22 protein-coding genes are annotated in these 15353 nt (G+C 71.9%); 17 read left to right on the top strand and 5 right to left on the bottom strand.

Annotated elements, in window-relative coordinates:
- The 6 genes from AC5677_RS22610 to AC5677_RS22585 all read left to right on the top strand — a co-directional run bounded on the left by AC5677_RS22610 (position 1) and on the right by AC5677_RS22585 (position 4046).
- Positions 1-1095 (top strand): hypothetical protein, encoded by a 1095-nt coding sequence (locus tag AC5677_RS22610; protein WP_497189734.1) that lies wholly within the window; start codon positions 1-3, stop codon positions 1093-1095.
- Positions 1096-1251: 156 nt separating this feature from the next.
- A complete protein-coding gene (locus AC5677_RS22605) occupies positions 1252-1950 on the top strand; it encodes an LmeA family phospholipid-binding protein (RefSeq protein WP_497189733.1) in 699 nt (232 codons plus the stop codon).
- Between the two features lie 217 nt (positions 1951-2167).
- Positions 2168-2275: a putative leader peptide gene (locus tag AC5677_RS22600; protein WP_393538362.1), complete on the top strand. Its 108-nt coding sequence runs from the start codon at positions 2168-2170 to the stop codon at positions 2273-2275.
- A gap of 187 nt (positions 2276-2462) precedes the next feature.
- Positions 2463-3308, top strand: coding sequence for a sulfurtransferase (locus AC5677_RS22595; protein WP_497189732.1), 846 nt, complete (start codon positions 2463-2465; stop codon positions 3306-3308).
- A gap of 39 nt (positions 3309-3347) precedes the next feature.
- Entirely contained in the window at positions 3348-3635 is a 288-nt protein-coding gene (locus AC5677_RS22590; RefSeq protein ID WP_030660503.1) for a DUF1416 domain-containing protein, read from the top strand.
- A 120-nt stretch (positions 3636-3755) separates the two neighbouring features.
- Positions 3756-4046, top strand: coding sequence for a DUF3099 domain-containing protein (locus AC5677_RS22585; protein ID WP_497189731.1), 291 nt, complete (start codon positions 3756-3758; stop codon positions 4044-4046).
- A 28-nt stretch (positions 4047-4074) separates the two neighbouring features.
- Here the strand turns inward: AC5677_RS22585 and AC5677_RS22580 are convergent, their stop codons facing one another.
- Entirely contained in the window at positions 4075-4440 is a 366-nt protein-coding gene (locus AC5677_RS22580; protein ID WP_497189730.1) for a DsrE family protein, read from the bottom strand.
- 327 nt (positions 4441-4767) lie between these two features.
- Here AC5677_RS22580 and AC5677_RS22575 point away from each other — a divergent pair, with 327 nt between their 5' ends.
- The 3 genes from AC5677_RS22575 to ygfZ all read left to right on the top strand — a co-directional run bounded on the left by AC5677_RS22575 (position 4768) and on the right by ygfZ (position 6943).
- Positions 4768-5355, top strand: coding sequence for a heme-binding beta-barrel domain-containing protein (locus tag AC5677_RS22575; protein ID WP_497189729.1), 588 nt, complete (start codon positions 4768-4770; stop codon positions 5353-5355).
- Between the two features lie 149 nt (positions 5356-5504).
- Positions 5505-5942 carry a Fur family transcriptional regulator gene (locus AC5677_RS22570; RefSeq protein ID WP_497189728.1) on the top strand — a complete coding sequence of 146 codons (438 nt, stop codon included), beginning with the start codon at positions 5505-5507 and terminating at the stop codon, positions 5940-5942.
- 20 nt (positions 5943-5962) lie between these two features.
- Positions 5963-6943 (top strand): CAF17-like 4Fe-4S cluster assembly/insertion protein YgfZ, encoded by a 981-nt coding sequence (gene ygfZ, locus AC5677_RS22565; protein WP_497189727.1) that lies wholly within the window; start codon positions 5963-5965, stop codon positions 6941-6943.
- 92 nt (positions 6944-7035) lie between these two features.
- Here the strand turns inward: ygfZ and dtd are convergent, their stop codons facing one another.
- Positions 7036-7461: a D-aminoacyl-tRNA deacylase gene (gene dtd, locus AC5677_RS22560; protein WP_046926656.1), complete on the bottom strand. Its 426-nt coding sequence runs from the start codon at positions 7459-7461 to the stop codon at positions 7036-7038.
- Positions 7462-7828: 367 nt separating this feature from the next.
- Between dtd and AC5677_RS22555 the strand changes: the two genes are divergently transcribed.
- From AC5677_RS22555 to AC5677_RS22535, 5 genes are all read left to right on the top strand, one after another.
- The gene (locus AC5677_RS22555; protein ID WP_497189726.1) at positions 7829-8374 is read left to right on the top strand and encodes an RsiG family protein; all 546 of its coding nucleotides are present in this window, start codon (positions 7829-7831) and stop codon (positions 8372-8374) included.
- A gap of 54 nt (positions 8375-8428) precedes the next feature.
- Positions 8429-9448 carry an asparaginase gene (locus AC5677_RS22550; protein WP_497189725.1) on the top strand — a complete coding sequence of 340 codons (1020 nt, stop codon included), beginning with the start codon at positions 8429-8431 and terminating at the stop codon, positions 9446-9448.
- Positions 9449-9569: 121 nt separating this feature from the next.
- Positions 9570-10811 (top strand): GNAT family N-acetyltransferase, encoded by a 1242-nt coding sequence (locus AC5677_RS22545; RefSeq protein WP_497189724.1) that lies wholly within the window; start codon positions 9570-9572, stop codon positions 10809-10811.
- Between the two features lie 184 nt (positions 10812-10995).
- The gene (locus AC5677_RS22540) at positions 10996-11427 is read left to right on the top strand and encodes an ankyrin repeat domain-containing protein (RefSeq protein WP_497189723.1); all 432 of its coding nucleotides are present in this window, start codon (positions 10996-10998) and stop codon (positions 11425-11427) included.
- Between the two features lie 124 nt (positions 11428-11551).
- Entirely contained in the window at positions 11552-12136 is a 585-nt protein-coding gene (locus AC5677_RS22535; protein WP_497189722.1) for an NADPH-dependent FMN reductase, read from the top strand.
- Between the two features lie 23 nt (positions 12137-12159).
- Here AC5677_RS22535 and AC5677_RS22530 read toward each other — a convergent pair whose 3' ends face one another.
- Entirely contained in the window at positions 12160-12741 is a 582-nt protein-coding gene (locus AC5677_RS22530; RefSeq protein ID WP_497189721.1) for a TetR/AcrR family transcriptional regulator, read from the bottom strand.
- A gap of 205 nt (positions 12742-12946) precedes the next feature.
- Here AC5677_RS22530 and AC5677_RS22525 point away from each other — a divergent pair, with 205 nt between their 5' ends.
- A complete protein-coding gene (locus tag AC5677_RS22525; protein WP_497189720.1) occupies positions 12947-13360 on the top strand; it encodes a VOC family protein in 414 nt (137 codons plus the stop codon).
- 4 nt (positions 13361-13364) lie between these two features.
- Here the strand turns inward: AC5677_RS22525 and AC5677_RS22520 are convergent, their stop codons facing one another.
- Both AC5677_RS22520 and AC5677_RS22515 read right to left on the bottom strand, forming a co-directional pair.
- The gene (locus tag AC5677_RS22520) at positions 13365-13601 is read right to left on the bottom strand and encodes a hypothetical protein (RefSeq protein ID WP_497189719.1); all 237 of its coding nucleotides are present in this window, start codon (positions 13599-13601) and stop codon (positions 13365-13367) included.
- Between the two features lie 98 nt (positions 13602-13699).
- Positions 13700-14122, bottom strand: coding sequence for a VOC family protein (locus AC5677_RS22515; protein WP_497196719.1), 423 nt, complete (start codon positions 14120-14122; stop codon positions 13700-13702).
- A gap of 253 nt (positions 14123-14375) precedes the next feature.
- Here AC5677_RS22515 and AC5677_RS22510 point away from each other — a divergent pair, with 253 nt between their 5' ends.
- Both AC5677_RS22510 and AC5677_RS22505 read left to right on the top strand, forming a co-directional pair.
- Positions 14376-14972 (top strand): TetR/AcrR family transcriptional regulator, encoded by a 597-nt coding sequence (locus tag AC5677_RS22510; protein WP_497196718.1) that lies wholly within the window; start codon positions 14376-14378, stop codon positions 14970-14972.
- Complete coding sequence (locus AC5677_RS22505; protein WP_497189718.1) at positions 14969-15343, top strand: VOC family protein; 375 nt, start codon at positions 14969-14971, stop codon at positions 15341-15343. Before AC5677_RS22510 ends, AC5677_RS22505 begins: the two co-directional genes overlap by 4 nt.
- Positions 15344-15353 lie beyond the last annotated feature (10 nt).

Raw genomic sequence — 15353 nt, 5'->3', positions numbered from 1 at the left:
ATGAGCGACAACCAGCCGCAGCAGTACCCCGGGTACCAGCCGCAGGATCCCTACGGGGCCCCGTACGACCGGCAGCCGGCGCCGCAGCCGTACGACCCGTATGCGCAGCAGCAGCAGTACGGGCACGGCCACGAGCAGTACGGCCAAGAGGCATACGGCCAGGACGCATACGGCCAGGCCCCGTACGGCACGCCGCCGCCCGCGGACCCCGCCGCCTTCCCCTCCCAGCACCACCAAGCCACCCTGGCGCCCCAGGAGCCGGACGCCCGGCAGCACCCGCAGTCGGCCCGGCCCGGCGCCGCCGCCGCGCCCGCCGCCTCGCCCGCGTCCACCGCACACCTGGCGCCCAACCAGCGCGCCCGCGCCGAGGGCCGCTCCCCGATCATCGCGCCCGGCATGCAGCCGGCCGTGCTGACCGCCGTCCTCGCCGCGCTGCTCGCGCTGACCGCGCCGCTGCCCCGTCCGGTGCTCGCCGTGCCGGTGGTGCTGCTGCAGGCGGTCACGGCGGCGGGCTGGTTCCGGCTGAACGGCATGTGGCCCGCCCGCCAGGGCATCGCGCTCGCCTTCCTCGCCGGGCTCACCACCGATGTCGCGCTGCTGGCCACCGACCGCGCGGACGCCCCCGTGGTGGCCATCGGCACGCTCGGCGTGTGGTGTGCGTTCGTCCTCGTCCTCCAGCTGCGCAACCGCAGCAGCGCCGACGAGCGGATGTACGCGCTGACCGCGGGCCTCACCTCGACCGCGCTGGCGGTGCTCGCCTCCGGCCACCTGGCCGCCGCCCCGCACGCGGTCTCGGTCGGCGCCGCCGCGGTCGCCGTGGCGACGCTCGCCCGTGCGCTGCCGCTGCCCTCGTTCGTCTCGGTGGCCATCGCCCTGGTGGCGGCGGCGGGCGCCGGAATCGGGGCCGGGCAGCTGACCGGCTTCGGGACGTCCGGGGCCCTGCTCGGCCTGGCGGCCGGCGGCTGCGCCCTGATCGGCCTGCGGGTGGCCAGCTACGACTACCCGTCGCGGTTCGTGCACATGACGGCCGGTGTGGCGCTGCCGCTGGCGCTCGCCGCGCCCGCCGTATACGTCCTGGGCCGCGCCCTGGGCTGACCGGGCGCCACCGGGAGGAACGGCACCTCCCGGTGGCCGCGGCGCGCACCCGCCGGGCGTCCTCGTCTAGGCTCCCGGTGCGCAGGCAGGGGGCCTGTGCCGTTTGCACCGAAGACACGGCCGGGCGTCCGGCCCTTGTGTGGGGGTAGTGGTTCGATGCGTGCACTGCGAGTGCTGCTGGTGATCGTCGTCATATTCGGCGCGCTGTTCGTGATCGGCGACCGTCTCGCGGTGAATTACGCCGAGGACATGGCCGCGGACAAGATCCGCAGCAGTCAGGGGCTGGAGAAGACCCCCGAGGTCTCGATCAAGGGCTTCCCGTTCCTGACCCAGGTCCTCGGCCGCAGCCTGGACGAGGTGGACGCGGAGCTCGGCGGCATGTCGGCCAGCGCCCAGGGGCACACCCTGCGCGTGGACAAGCTCAGCGCCCAGTTCCACGACGTGACGCTGGGCAGCGACTACACCTCCATCCAGAGCGCCGCCTCGGCCACCGGCAAGGCGCACATCTCCTACGCGGACCTGACCAAGGCGGCCGGCGGCGAGGTCAAGATCAGCTACGCCGGTGAGAAGAACGGCCGCAGCCAGGTCAAGATCTCCCCGAACATCCCGGTGCTCAACAATCTCGAGGTGACCGGGTCGCTCACCGTCTCCGGCAACACCGTCAAGCTGCGCGCCGACGAGATCCCCGCGATGTGCAAGGCCATCCCGAGCTGCCAGTCGGGGGTGCGCTCGCAGACGGACCACGAGTGGACGCTGTCGCAGCTGCCCGGCAACCTGAAGCTGGACGAGGTCGTGACGAAGGCGGACGGTATTTCCCTCACCGCCTCCGGGACGGACGTCAAGCTCCCCAGCTGACCGGCCGGACCTCCGCGGCGGATCGCCCCACCGACCCGCCGCGTCCACAACCTGAGACGGCACCGTCCGTACGCCAGACCCTCCACCCGCGCACCGGCGACCCCGGACCCGCCCGCACCCCTCGCCGGCAGCACCGCATCCCACATTGCGGACAATCACGTCTCAGCATTTGAGGCACCGGTGACACGCCCGGCCGTCCGTCCCTACGATCGGTGCCATGCAGAGCGCATTGAGCGGTCTCCGTCCACGGAGGCAAGCGGTACTGACGAAGCGGCGGGCAGTCGACCTGTGCCGCGTCGCCGCCATGCTCTGTCGCCCTGCCTGACGGGCACTCCGCTCCCCGTCCGCACCGGCGCGGCCCCCTCGGGGTCGTCCCCCGCATGTCCCCCGCGCAGCGTCGCGCGGCACCCCTCGCACAGACCTCCCGTCTGACGGGGTGCCGCCGCACACAAATGGCGCATTCGCGTGCAAACCTGCCACTGCCCCCCGCAACTGCCCCGGAGGAGAAGAACATGAGCCGTAGCGACGTCCTCGTAGACGCCGACTGGGTCGAGGCCCGCCTCGAGGACCCGAAGGTCGTGATCGTCGAGGTCGACGAGGACACCTCGGCCTACGACAAGAACCACATCAAGAACGCGGTCCGCATCGACTGGAAGCAGGACCTCCAGGACCCGGTGCGCCGTGACTTCGTCGACCAGGAGGGCTTCGAGAAGCTGCTCTCGGCGAAGGGCATCGCCAACGACGACACCGTCGTCCTCTACGGCGGCAACAACAACTGGTTCGCCTCCTACGCGTACTGGTACTTCAAGCTCTACGGCCACCAGGACGTGAAGCTCCTCGACGGCGGCCGCAAGAAGTGGGAGCTGGACTCCCGCGACCTGGTCGACGGCTCCGAGGTCCCGGCCCGCCCGGCCACCGAGTACAAGGCGAAGGCCCAGGACACCTCCATCCGCGCCTTCCGTGACGACGTCGTCGCCGCGATCGGCGACCTCAACCTCGTCGACGTGCGCTCCCCCGACGAGTTCAGCGGCAAGCTGCTCGCGCCCGCTCACCTCCCCCAGGAGCAGTCGCAGCGCCCCGGCCACGTCCCCAGCGCCCGCAACATCCCGTGGTCGAAGAACGCCAACGACGACGGCACCTTCAAGTCGGACGAGGAGCTCACCGCCCTCTACGAGGCGGAGTCCGTCGACCTGGCGAAGGACACCATCGCCTACTGCCGCATCGGTGAGCGCTCCGCGCTGACCTGGTTCGTGCTGCACGAGCTGCTCGGCCAGAGCAACGTCAAGAACTACGACGGCTCGTGGACCGAGTACGGCTCGCTGGTCGGCGTGCCGATCGAGCTCGGCGCCAACAAGTAACCCCAGAGCTTCTCCCTTACCCCTCAAGGAAGTACCCCTATGTGTGGAGCACAGGCAGGCGGCCCCGACGCCTCGACCATCAAGCCCGGCGAAACGACCATCCAGGGCAGCGTGACCCGTGACGGCCAGCCCGTCACCGGCTACGTCCGCCTCCTGGACAGCACCGGCGAGTTCACCGCCGAGGTCCCCACCTCGGCGACCGGACAGTTCCGCTTCTACGCGGCCGAGGGCACCTGGACGCTGCGTGCGCTCGTTCCGGGCGGCACCGCCGACCGCACCGTCGTCGCCCAGAAGGGTGGCCTGGCGGAGGTCGCCATCGCCGTCTGACACACGGCACGAGTACGGCCGGAGGGCCGCACCCCAGGGGTTTGGACGCCTTTGGCGGGGTGCGGCCCTCCGCGCTGCGCCGGGCTTCTCACCCGTCAGCCGCGGACTTACCGTGGACGTATGTACGCGCACCGTCGGCTGTCAGCACCACAACGCCGTCATCGCAGGTACTTCCTCCTGATGGGCGTATGCCTGGTGCTGTTCGTGCTGGCGTGGAGCGTGGTGCGGCTGTGGTCCGTGCCGGCCGCGGTGGCGATGTGCGTGGTCGCCATGGTCATCCCGCCCGTCGCGGCGATCATCGGCAACCGCCGGGAGCCCGGCGAACGCTGGTGGGACGAGTGCGGCGACCCGGAGTCCGACCGCTGGTGGCGCGAGCTGGACGACCGGGACGACCAGCAGCACCCGCAGTAGCCGCCCGCCGGCTCCGTGCACCCCGGGCTCAGTACACCAGCGCCTGCACGCCCTCCGGCATGATCTCGCTGACGAAGACCTGGGCGCCGGCGATCCCCGCCCGGTCGATCAGGTCCTTCTGCTCGATACCGCGCCGGGCCGCGCACTGGGTGCACACCGTGATCGCCCCGCCGCCCGCGAGGATCCCGTCGATCAGCTCCGGCAGCGGCGCCGCATGCGGCAGCTCGAACTCCGCGGCCCGCCCCGGCAGCGCGAACCACGCCGATTCCCCGGTCAGCCACAGCGACACCTCGACGCCGCTGGCCACCGCCACCGCCGCCACCGTGAACGCCTGCGAGCACCGTTCGGGCGCGTCCGCACCCGCCGTCACCTTGATCACGAGCTTTTTCGCCATACGGCAAGAGTAGGCCGCGGGCCGCTAACGGGGACGTTCCCCACTCCCCGAGAGGTCAAGGGGGGTCCCCCTGCTCCTCAAGAGCTTGGGGGCAGACCTCACAGCGCCGCCGTCACCGTCGCCGACTAGACTCACAGGCGGTCCGTTACACCACACTCCGCCCAAGGAGCGCGCTCGTGCTTGAGGCATTCTTCACCACCCTGCTCGTCCTGGTCGCCGTCGGCGTCATCGCCTTCGCCGGCCTGACCTGGAAGAAGCTGTACCAGGGCCAGCGCTGACGGACCCGCCGAGCAAACCCTCCCCTCTCTATAGATCGCCTGAGCTCTCATGATCGAGATCCCGTCCGACCTGAACCCGGCCCTGGTGCCGCTCGCCTTCCTCCTCGGCACCTGGGAGGGCGCGGGCGTGTCCGACTTCCCGGGCGCCGAAAAGTGCAACTTCGGGCAGGAGGTCACCTTCAGCCACGACGGCCGTGACTTCCTCGAATACACCTCGCACAGCTGGGTGCTCGACGGCGAGGGCAAGAAGGTCCGCCCCCTGGAGACCGAAAGCGGCTACTGGCGCATCGACGCCGACCGCAAGGTCGAGATCGTCATGGTCCGCGACCAGGGCGTGGCGGAGGTCTGGTACGGCGAGCTGGCCGACCAGAAGCCGCAGATCGACCTGGCCACCGACGCCGTCGCCCGCACCGCCGCGGCCGGCCCGTACAGCGGCGGCAAGCGGCTCTACGGCTACGTCAACGGCGACCTGATGTGGGTCGGCGAGAAGGCCACCCCCGAGGTGCCGCTGCGCCCCTACATGTCGGCGCATCTGAAGAAGGTCGGCGACCTGAAGGCATGGGCCGAGAGCCTGCCCGACGACATGCCTGACGGCGTCTCCTTCTTCCGCCCGGACGGCACGCCCTACGAGGGCTGAGCAGGGCGGCGAGCGCCGCTCCCCCCGGACGGGACCACCCGCCAACTGCCGTGGCACCGCCCGGCAGTTGGCGGCGTCGGGGCCCGTCCGCGATGGCCGGCCGGCTCGGCGCATACGCACCCGGCCGTCGGCCCTCCTACACTGGGCGTGTGGTGACCACCGACTGGCAGAGCGACCTCCGCAGGCGCGGATACCGCCTGACCCCACAGCGCCAGCTCGTCCTGGAGGCCGTGGACAGGCTGGAGCACGCCACCCCCGACGACATCCTCACCGAGGTGCGCAAAACGGCGGGCAGCGTGAACATCTCCACCGTCTACCGGACCCTGGAGCTGCTGGAGGAGCTCGGCCTGGTCAGCCACGCGCACCTCGGACACGGCTCGCCGACGTACCACCTGGCCGACCGGCACCACCACATCCACCTGGTGTGCCGGGACTGCACGGACGTGATCGAGGCGGACCTTTCGGTGGCCGATCTCCTCACGACCCAATTGCGCGGACAGTTCGGCTTCGAGACCGATATGAAGCACTTCGCGATCTTCGGGCGGTGTGCGGCGTGCACGGAGAAGGCCGCTCGGAAACAGAGCTAGCCGCGCCGTAGGCTGGTTCCATGCTGCGACATTCCTACGCCAGCCCCCTGCTGTCGCTGCCCGGCGCGGTGCCCGCCGAGGCCCCCGATGAAGGTGTCGCCGCGCATTACGGCGATCTCTTCCGGGAACAGCGCGCCCTCGCCGACGGCTCCGGCTTCGTCGACCTCTCCCACCGCGGCGTGGTCACGGTCACCGGCGCCGACCGGCTGAGCTGGCTGCATCTGCTGCTCACCCAGCACGTCAGCGACCTGCCGCCCGGCCAGGCCACCGAGGCGCTGATCCTCTCCGCGCACGGCCATATCGAGCACGCCGTGTATCTCGTCGACGACGGCGAGACGACCTGGCTGCACACCGAGCCCGGCCGGCAGGAGGCGCTGATCGCCTACCTGGAGAGCATGAAGTTCTTCTACCGGGTCGAGGTCGCCGACCGCACCGCGGAGATCGCCGTGGTCCATGTGCCGGCCGGCTCCATCGCCGAGGTGCCCAAGGACGCCGTCGTCCGGGAGACCCCGCACGGCCGCGACTTCTTCCTGCCGCGCGCCGAGCTGGAGTCCTTCGCGGCGGCTCACGGACCCGCCATCGGCATCCTCGCCCTCGAAGCCCTGCGCGTCGAGGCGCACCGGCCGCGCCTGGGCCTGGAGACCGACCACCGCACCATCCCGCACGAGCTGGGCTGGATCGGCACCGCCGTCCACCTCCAAAAGGGCTGCTACCGCGGCCAGGAGACCGTCGCCCGGGTCCACAACCTCGGCAAGCCGCCGCGCCGCCTGGTCTTCCTCCACCTGGACGGCAGCGAGGTCCATCTCCCACCGCACGGCGCCCCCGTACGCCTGGCGTCCGAGGGCGAGGAGGGCCGCCAGCTCGGCTTCATCACCACCTCGGTCCGCCACCACGAGCTCGGCCCGATCGCCCTCGCCCTGATCAAGCGGAACGTCCCGGTGGACGCGGAGCTGATGGCCGGGGGGACGGCGGCGGCGCAGGAGGTCGTGGTCGCGCCGTAGCGACGCCGACGGGCCGGGGGCAGAGCGCGCCGGGGGTCGGGGCCCGTCCGGTGGGTCAGGGGCGGACCCGGCCATGACCCACCGGACAGGCCCTACACCTCGACCAGCACCGTGAACGGCCCGTCGTTCGTCAGGGACACCTTCATGTCCGCGCCGAAGCGGCCGGTCTCCACCCGGGCGCCCAGGGCCCGGAGTTGGGCGACGACCTCGTCGACGAGGGGCTCGGCGACCGGGCCGGGGGCGGCGGCGTTCCAGGTGGGGCGGCGACCCTTGCGGGCGTCACCGTAGAGAGTGAACTGGCTGATCACCAGGAGCGGCGCCCCATTGTCCGAACAGGACTTCTCGCCCTGCAGGATCCGCACCGACCACAGCTTGCGGGCGAGCTGCGCCGCCTTCTCGCGGGTGTCCTCGTGGGTGACTCCCACCAGCACGCACAGCCCTTCCCCGACGATCTCGCCGACCGTCTCGCCCGCCACCTCGACGCGTGCGCCGTCCACCCTCTGTACCACTGCTCGCATACGCGCCATCATGCCCCGGGCGTCTCGGCCTGCGGACGGCCGTACCCCCGCAGGGGCCGTTCGGGTGCCCTTGCCCTGCACATGGACCGCCCAGAGTGGCACGATGCGTGCACGTGGTGCGTTACACGGACAACATGCCCTGGATGCCGCGCCAAACAAGGGGACGGAACGACTCATGACCACTGCCGGCTCCGGACAGACACCCGGTCCCGTACCAGCCGCCCGTACGACACCGGCCGCACCCGCGTCGCCGGCCGCCCGGATGAGACCGACCGCCCCAGAGACGCCCATCCCTCTGAAGCCCCCCACTGCCCTGACGACCACGACAACGGCTCGCATCGAGCCCGCCCGCACCGAGGACGGCCCCATGCCCCAGGCAGGCCAGGCGCAGCACCCCCGCCCGCCGCAGCAGCGTGACCGCTTCCGCCCCGTCGCCACGCCCGACCTGTCCGGTCTGGGCCTGCCCGAGCTGCGCGTGGTGCGGCGGGACTCGCAGCAGGAAGAGGCCGATCTGAGCTATCTGCGGCGGCTGCTCCAGGGCCGGATCGACATCCTGCGGGCCGAGATCGCCCACCGGACCACGCCGCATTCGCCGCTGCTGGACCGCCTCCCGGAGATCCTCACGGACGTCCCGTCGCGGCACCGCTCCTCGGCCCGGCATGTGACGCTGGGCACGCCGCACAGCGAGGAGTACCGCCGGCTGGCCGAGGAGATGCTCGGTGAGGTGGAGCTGTCCGACCTGAGCGCGCGGACGGACGAGGAGCTGCATGCGGCGATGGCGCGGCTGATCCGCCACGAGCGGGGCATCTCGCTGCGCCGTTCGTCGCTGCAGCGGATGGCCGACGATTGCAGCGGGGAGATTGCCCGCAGGTACCGTGAAGGTGAAGCACAAGTCGACGACCTGCTGTCCTGACCAGGCCACAAGCCCTCGGGGTGCGGGTCCATCCCATCCTCCGGAAGGCCGCCGATGACCTCGCCCAGCCCGATATCCGACCCGGTATCCGCACCGGCATCCGCGCCGGTATCTGTGCAGTCCCCGGAAGCCCCCGCCTCCCCCGTCCTCGCCGAGGTCGTCCGCTCCGGCTTCGTCGAGGGCCGCCACCGCGGCTCCCTGGTGGTGCTGGCCGCCGACGGCAGCGTGGAGTGGTCGCTCGGCGACAGCGCCGCCCCCGTCTTTCCCCGCTCGTCCAACAAGCCGATGCAGGCCGCGGCCGTGCTGCGGGCCGGCCTGGACCTGGCGGGCGAGCGGCTGGCGCTGACCGCCGCGAGCCACTCCGGTGAGCCCTTCCACCTCGATCTCGTCCGCACCATGCTCACCGAGCACGGCCTGACCGCCGAGCAGCTGCAGACGCCGCCCGACCTGCCGCTGGACCCGGCGGAGGCGGAGGCCTACCTGGCCGCGGGCAACGTCCGCGACCCGCTCACCATGAACTGCTCCGGCAAGCACACCGCGATGCTGGCCGCCAGCGCCCTGAACGGCTGGCCGCTCGACTCCTACCTGGACCAGGACCACCCGCTCCAGCAGCTGATCCTGGCGGGCGTCCGGGAGGCCAGCGGCGAGGACGTCGCGCACATCGGCACGGACGGCTGCGGCGCCCCCTTGATGTCCCTGTCGCTGACCGGCCTGGCCCGCGCCTTCCGCCACTTCGTCCTGGCCGAGCCCGGCACCCCGGAGCGCCGGGTCGCGGACGCCATGCGCGCCCACCCCGAGTACGTCGCCGGCACCCGCCGCCCCGACACCTGGCTGATGCGGGCCCTGCCCGGCACCCTGTCCAAGATGGGCGCCGAGGCCGTCCAGGCGCTGGCCCTGCCCGACGGCCGGGCCCTGGCCTTCAAGATCGACGATGGCGCGACCCGCACCCTGGGCCCCGTACTGGCCCGCGTCCTGCGGCAGATGGGCATCGACGACCCCGTGCTGAAGCAGATCGACGACGTACCGCTGCTGGGCGGCGGGGCGCGGGTGGGCGAGATCCGCGCGGCGTTCTGACGGGCGGGGATCTCCGGTCCTCATGCCCTCGGCGGCACGGCGAGGGCATGAGGACGGCGGCTACGGCCGGGACGCGGGAAAACGCGCGACGCGCCCGCCCACCCGTGACTAGCGTGCGGGTATGGACCCTGAGATCCGCACCATCGGCGACGAGGACATCCACGACTGGATCGTGGCCCTGGCGACGGGCTTTCTTCGCCCCCCGGAGGCTTCCGACGAGGACGTCGCGTTCCGGAAGGCGGATTACGACCCGGAGCGGACCTGGGGTGCGTACGACGGCGGGCGCTGCGTCGCCACCTTCCGCAGCTTCGCGCAGGAGCTGACGGTGGTGGGCGGGGCCGTCGTGCCCGCCGATGCCGTCTCCGCCGTGACCGTCCTGCCCACGCACCGGCGCCGCGGCCTGCTGAGCCGGATCATGGCGAAGGACCTGCGGGCGGCCAAGGAACGCGGTGAGGTCGTGGCCAGCCTGGTCGCCGCCGAGTACCCGATCTACGGGCGGTTCGGCTTCGGCCCGGCGGCCTGGACCACCAGCTGGCGTATCGACACGGCCCGCGCGGCGCTCGACCCGCGGCACGCCGCCCCGGAGAGCGGCGGCCGGATCGACTTCGCCACCCCGGAGGAGGTCCGCGCGTTCGGGCCCGGCCTCCACGACCGGTTCCGCGTCCGGGTGCCGGGCGCGGTCTCCCGTCATCACTGGTGGTGGCAGCGGGCCACCGGGGCCGTGCGGCTGACCGGCGACACCGCGGCGGAGCGGCACTACGCCGTCTACCGCTCCCCCGCCGGCGAGATCGAGGGCCTGGTCGACTACTCCTACGAGGCGCGCTGGGAGGCCAAGCGACCGGAGAACACCGCGCAGGTGCATCGCCTGATAGCGACCTCGCCCGCCGCCGAGCGGGCGCTGTGGCGGTTCCTGTGCTCCATCGACTGGGTGCAGTACGTCCACACCGGCCAGCGCGCGCCCGACGATCTGCTGCCGGACTTCCTGGGCGACCCGCGGGCCGCCGTCATCCAGGAGCACTCGGACTATCTGTGGCTGCGCCCGCTGGACGTCCCCCGCCTCCTGGAGGCCCGTACGTACCCGGTGGCCGGCGCCCTCGTCCTGCAGGTCGAGGACCGCGCCGGGCTGGCCGGCGGGCGCTTCCTGCTGGACGCGGGCCCGGCGGGCGCCACCTGCACGCCGACCACCCGTTCCGCCGAACTCACCCTGGGGGTGGGCGAGTTGGCGGAGCTCTATCTGGGCGACGCGGCGGCCACCCGGCTGGCGGCGCTGGGCCGGGTGCAGGAGGAGCGGCCGGGCGCGCTCGCCACCGCCGACACGCTGCTGCGCACGGCGCGGCGGCCGTGGTGCCCGGACATGTTCTGACCAGCGGCTTCCGGCCGGTCCGACGGCCCCGCGCGATCCCCGCCGAAACGGCGGCCGTGGCCACTGCCCCTCGCCTCCTGGCCTGCATAAGGTGGCGAGGACAGACCACGATTGTTTGCACGAGTGTCCGGGAGCCTCTCCCATGCTCCCGGACACCCACCACCACATCAGGAGGCCGGCGACCATGAGCGACGCGAATTCCGAGCCGCAGGGGCCCGAGGCGATCGAGCACGCGCACGACCCCGAGGTGCTGCAGCTCGCGGCCAAGGTGTTCGACCTGGCGCGGCACGGTGACACCGACACCGTCGCCGCCTATGTGGACGCGGGTGTGCCCGCCAACCTGACGAACGACAAGGGCGACTCCCTGGTGATGCTCGCCGCCTACCACGGCCACGCGGCGACCGTCGAGGCCCTGCTGCAGCGCGGCGGCGACCCCGATCGCCCCAACGACCGGGGCCAGACGCCGCTCGCCGGGGCGGTGTTCAAGGGCGCGGACGAGGTCATCAAGGTCCTGGTCGCGCACGGCGCGGACCCGGCGGCGGGCACCCCCTCGGCGATCGACACCGCGCGGATGTTCGAGAAGGCGGAGCTGCTGGAGCTCTTCGGCCAGGGATGAACCGGTGGCGCGACAACACGCCTTGACCTCAACGTCACTTGAGGTCTTAGCGTCGGGGCCCTGACGGCAACACCGCCGTGTGCGCGTCCTCCGGGCCGCGCGCCCCCGCCACGAAGGGCCCCGCATGTCCGCGCCACAGCACACCGCCGAGCACCGCCACACCCTCGCCGTGATCGTCGGCAGCACCCGGGAGGGCCGGTTCGCGCCCGTCATCGCGAACTGGTTCACCCGGCACGCCGAGACCCACACCCATATCGACGTCGACGTCATCGACCTGGGCGCCATCCGCCCGTACGAGCTCCGCGCGGGCACCGAGGCGTATGCGTCCTTCGCCAAGCGGATCGACCAGGCGGACGCGTTCGTCGTGATCACCCCCGAGTACAACCACTCCTTCCCGGCCCCGCTCAAGCACGCCATCGACCTGCTGCATCCGCAGTGGCAGGCCAAGCCGGTCGGCTTCGTCTCGTACGGCGGAATCTCCGGCGGCCTGCGCGCCGTCGAGCAACTCCGGCTGGTGTTCGCGGAGTTGCATGCCACCACGGTGCGCGAGACGGTCAGCTTCCCGCTCGCCGGCAGCCTCTTCGACGACGAGGGCGAGCTGCGCGACCCGGCCCTGCCGGCGAAGGCGGCCGACGCCCTGCTCCGCCAGCTGACCTGGTGGGCGGTGGCGCTCCGGGAGGCCCGGCTGGCGCGGCCGTACGGCGTCTGACCCGGCCGCGCCCGCCTGCCCGGCTACTCGGCCTCCGAGCCGACCGCCCGGTCGACCAGCGTGGAGATCAGCCCGTCCGTCTCCTCGACCGGCACCACCCCCGGCAGCGTGAGCTGCTCCAGCATCAGTCCGGTCATCGCCAGATAGATCAGCATCACGGCCGTCCGGTCACCCGGCAGCCCGCCCTCCAGATGGAAGCGGATGTCCTCGTCGAGCGTCTCGCGGATGACCCGGGTCAGCTCCGCCCGCAACTCGGGCCGCCGGGTGGCCTCCAGACGCAGCTCCAGCATCGCCAGATAGCCGGTGCGGTTCTCCGTCACCCGGCGGTTGATCCAGCGCATCAGCTCGGCCACCAGCGCCCGGCTCGGCGGCGCCGCCATCACCTCGGCGACCTCGTCCGGGTCGGGGGCGATGCGCTGGTGGATCTGGCCGGTGACCTGGCCCAGCAGATCGTCACGGCTGGAGAAGTAGTTGGACGCGGTCCCCTTCGGCACCGCCGCGGCCTCGTCGACCGCCCGGAAGGTCAGCCCGCGGGCGCCGTCCCTGGCCAGCACCTCGATCGCGGCGTCCACCAGGGCCGTACGCCGCTCCGGATTACGCACCATTGCGCTCTTCTCCCTCCTCGGGCCGCTCGGGCCCGCACCGGAGGCCGCCGGGTCCCGGAAAAACTCGTTCCCGAAACCACTTGCAACCACTACGGGAAGAGTACTACAAATAGAGCACTACAAGCGGAGTGGTTAACCGATTGCGGCCGTCCCGGCCTGCGCCGCGCGACCACTCGGCACGGCAACGAACACAAGGAATCCCCGTATGCGATTCAGCAAACTCGGCACCGCCCTGCTCACCGACGACGTCGTCGCCAGCACCCGCTTCTACGCCGACCACTTCGGCTTCCGGCCGCTCGTCGAGCTCGGCTGGTACGCCTCCCTCCAGCACCCCCAACACCCCGAATTCACCCTCGACTTCACACAGCGCGGCCACGAGGCGATGCCCGAAGACTTCCGCGCCCAGAAGACCGGCGGCGCCCTCCTCGGCTTCCTGGTGGAGGACGCGGCGGCAGAGGAAGCCGCCCTGCGCGACAAGGGCGTCCCCATAGCCGAACCGCTCCGCGACGAACCCTGGGGGCAGCGCCGCTTCAACGTCTGGGGCCCCGAGGGCACCCTGATCGAGGTGCTCCAGACCATCGATCCCGACCCGGAATGGATGGCGGCACAAGGGCTGTGACGGGTCAACCGGCGGATGCCCGGCCGCTCCCGCCGGCCTGCCGCTCGCGTGCGGCATGCCGGGCGCGCGCGGCCTGCAACGCCCGGTCGAAGCCGTGCTGGGTGGCGTCGCACCACCGCATGAGGTCCGCCAGCAGCTCCTGGAGGTTCTCACTCGGGGTGCGCCGCCACCCGTCCTCGGACAGCCCGTACGACGCCAACGCCTCGTTGGCGCGCGCGAGTCCACTGTCGGTCTCCGTCATGACGCCCCGCCCCTTCGCTCGTTCCGGCCCGCCGCGCGCCTCGCGGCGGGCGTTTCAATGCAAGCGCATCGGAACGATTCCGGGCAACCGTATTCCGGTCACGCCCCCCTCACCCCCTCGGCCGGCCGCTCCTGCAGGGCCCAGCCGTTCCCGTCCGGATCGCTGAAGTAGACGAACGAGTTCCACGGCTCGCCCGGCCCGTCGGCCATCGCCCCGTTCTCCACATGTTGTACGGGACCGGCCGCCACACCCCGCTCGACCAACTGGGCGCGGGCCGCCGCGATATCCGGGACGACCAGCTGCAACCCCTGCACCGACCCCGGCTCCGACGCCACGATGCCCGCGCCCTCGGCGATGACGATGGAGCAGCCCGAGCCGGGCGGCGTCAGCTGCACGATGCGTACGTCCTCGCCGACACGGGTGTCGTGATCGACGGCAAAGCCCACCTGCTCGCTGTAGAAGCGCTTCGCCCGGTCGACGTCCGACACCGGAACCGGCACCAGTTCGAGCTTCCAGTCCATGCCCATCACGCGTCGTCCTTCCGTGCCCTTCCCTCGAAGCGACGGACAAAAGTGTAGGTACCGGACGTCGGGCGCGCTTGCGCGCGGAGCGGGCGAGGAAATTCCTTGACGGAGTGAGCACTCACTCCGTACCGTGAATGCTATGACGCAACGCACTTCGGATACTTCAGAGGCTGCTGCGGAAACGGCATCCGCCGGCCCGGCCGCACCCCGCCGCCGCGCCCCCGGCATGAGCATCGACCAGCGCCGCATCATGATCGTGAGGGCCGCGCTGCCGCTGGTGGCGGAGTACGGAGCGGCCGTCACCACCAGCCAGATAGCGCGTGCCGCCGGGATCGGTGAGGCCACGATCTTCCGGGCGTTCAAGGACAAGGACGAGGTGCTCGACGCCTGCGTCGCGGAGGCGATCGGCACGGACCATGTGCTGCGCGAGCTCGGCTCCATCGACCTCGCGGAGCCCCTGGAGATACGGCTGACGGAGGCGGCCGAGGCGCTGCATGCCCATCTGGAGCGGGTGGGCACCGTGGTCGGCTCGCTGCACGCCTCCGGTCATCGCCGCGGGCGCGAGCCCGGCGGCCCCGCCCACCCGGCCGACCGCCCGGCCGGCGGGCCGGCGCCGGACAGCCGGGCGCGGTCCTTCGCCTCCCTGCGCGACGGCATCATCGACCTGATCGAACCCGACCAGGACGCCCTGCGCCTGCCGCCCGAGAAGGTCGCCTCCGCCTTCCTCGGCCTGCTCTTCACACGGATGCGGCCCCCGGTCGCGGAGGCCGACGCCCCGCTGTCGCCGGAAGAGCTCATCGCCGTACTGCTGCACGGCACCCTCAACGACCCGGGGAGCGCCCGATGACCATCAGCCTCAACCACACCATCGTCCCGGCCGTCGACCGCCACGCGGCCGCCCGGCGCTTCGCGACGGTCATGGGCCTCGAGGAGCTCCCGCCGGACGGCCATGGGGGCCACTTCGCCCCGGTCCGCGTGAACGACTCCCTCACCCTCGACTTCATGACCGTGCCGGACCCCGAAGGACATCATCTGGCCTTCGATGTCGACCCCGAGACGTTCGACGGGATCCTCGCCCGCATCCGGTCGGCGGGCATTGCGTACGGCAACGACCCCGCCGCGCCGGACAACGGCCGGATCGATCACCCACTGTGCGCCCGCGGCCTGTACTTCCGCGACGAGGCCGGAAATCTCTACGAGATAATGTCCCCGGCCTGAGCGGGCCCGG

The organism is Streptomyces sp. JLSY215, assembly GCF_059682825.1.
Note: the sequence above shows the minus strand (reverse complement) of the source record. Positions and strands in the feature narration are given on the sequence as shown.

Coding starts and splice junctions, on each gene's coding strand:
- AC5677_RS22610 (WP_497189734.1), top strand. CDS start 1: ATGAGCGACAACCAGCCGCAGCAGTACCCCGGGTACCAGCCGCAGGAT.
- AC5677_RS22605 (WP_497189733.1), top strand. CDS start 1,252: ATGCGTGCACTGCGAGTGCTGCTGGTGATCGTCGTCATATTCGGCGCG.
- AC5677_RS22600 (WP_393538362.1), top strand. CDS start 2,168: ATGCAGAGCGCATTGAGCGGTCTCCGTCCACGGAGGCAAGCGGTACTG.
- AC5677_RS22595 (WP_497189732.1), top strand. CDS start 2,463: ATGAGCCGTAGCGACGTCCTCGTAGACGCCGACTGGGTCGAGGCCCGC.
- AC5677_RS22590 (WP_030660503.1), top strand. CDS start 3,348: ATGTGTGGAGCACAGGCAGGCGGCCCCGACGCCTCGACCATCAAGCCC.
- AC5677_RS22585 (WP_497189731.1), top strand. CDS start 3,756: ATGTACGCGCACCGTCGGCTGTCAGCACCACAACGCCGTCATCGCAGG.
- AC5677_RS22580 (WP_497189730.1), bottom strand. CDS start 4,440: ATGGCGAAAAAGCTCGTGATCAAGGTGACGGCGGGTGCGGACGCGCCC.
- AC5677_RS22575 (WP_497189729.1), top strand. CDS start 4,768: ATGATCGAGATCCCGTCCGACCTGAACCCGGCCCTGGTGCCGCTCGCC.
- ygfZ (WP_497189727.1), top strand. CDS start 5,963: ATGCTGCGACATTCCTACGCCAGCCCCCTGCTGTCGCTGCCCGGCGCG.
- dtd (WP_046926656.1), bottom strand. CDS start 7,461: ATGCGAGCAGTGGTACAGAGGGTGGACGGCGCACGCGTCGAGGTGGCG.
- AC5677_RS22555 (WP_497189726.1), top strand. CDS start 7,829: ATGCCCCAGGCAGGCCAGGCGCAGCACCCCCGCCCGCCGCAGCAGCGT.
- AC5677_RS22550 (WP_497189725.1), top strand. CDS start 8,429: ATGACCTCGCCCAGCCCGATATCCGACCCGGTATCCGCACCGGCATCC.
- AC5677_RS22545 (WP_497189724.1), top strand. CDS start 9,570: ATGGACCCTGAGATCCGCACCATCGGCGACGAGGACATCCACGACTGG.
- AC5677_RS22540 (WP_497189723.1), top strand. CDS start 10,996: ATGAGCGACGCGAATTCCGAGCCGCAGGGGCCCGAGGCGATCGAGCAC.
- AC5677_RS22535 (WP_497189722.1), top strand. CDS start 11,552: ATGTCCGCGCCACAGCACACCGCCGAGCACCGCCACACCCTCGCCGTG.
- AC5677_RS22530 (WP_497189721.1), bottom strand. CDS start 12,741: ATGGTGCGTAATCCGGAGCGGCGTACGGCCCTGGTGGACGCCGCGATC.
- AC5677_RS22525 (WP_497189720.1), top strand. CDS start 12,947: ATGCGATTCAGCAAACTCGGCACCGCCCTGCTCACCGACGACGTCGTC.
- AC5677_RS22520 (WP_497189719.1), bottom strand. CDS start 13,601: ATGACGGAGACCGACAGTGGACTCGCGCGCGCCAACGAGGCGTTGGCG.
- AC5677_RS22515 (WP_497196719.1), bottom strand. CDS start 14,122: ATGGACTGGAAGCTCGAACTGGTGCCGGTTCCGGTGTCGGACGTCGAC.
- AC5677_RS22510 (WP_497196718.1), top strand. CDS start 14,376: ATGATCGTGAGGGCCGCGCTGCCGCTGGTGGCGGAGTACGGAGCGGCC.
- AC5677_RS22505 (WP_497189718.1), top strand. CDS start 14,969: ATGACCATCAGCCTCAACCACACCATCGTCCCGGCCGTCGACCGCCAC.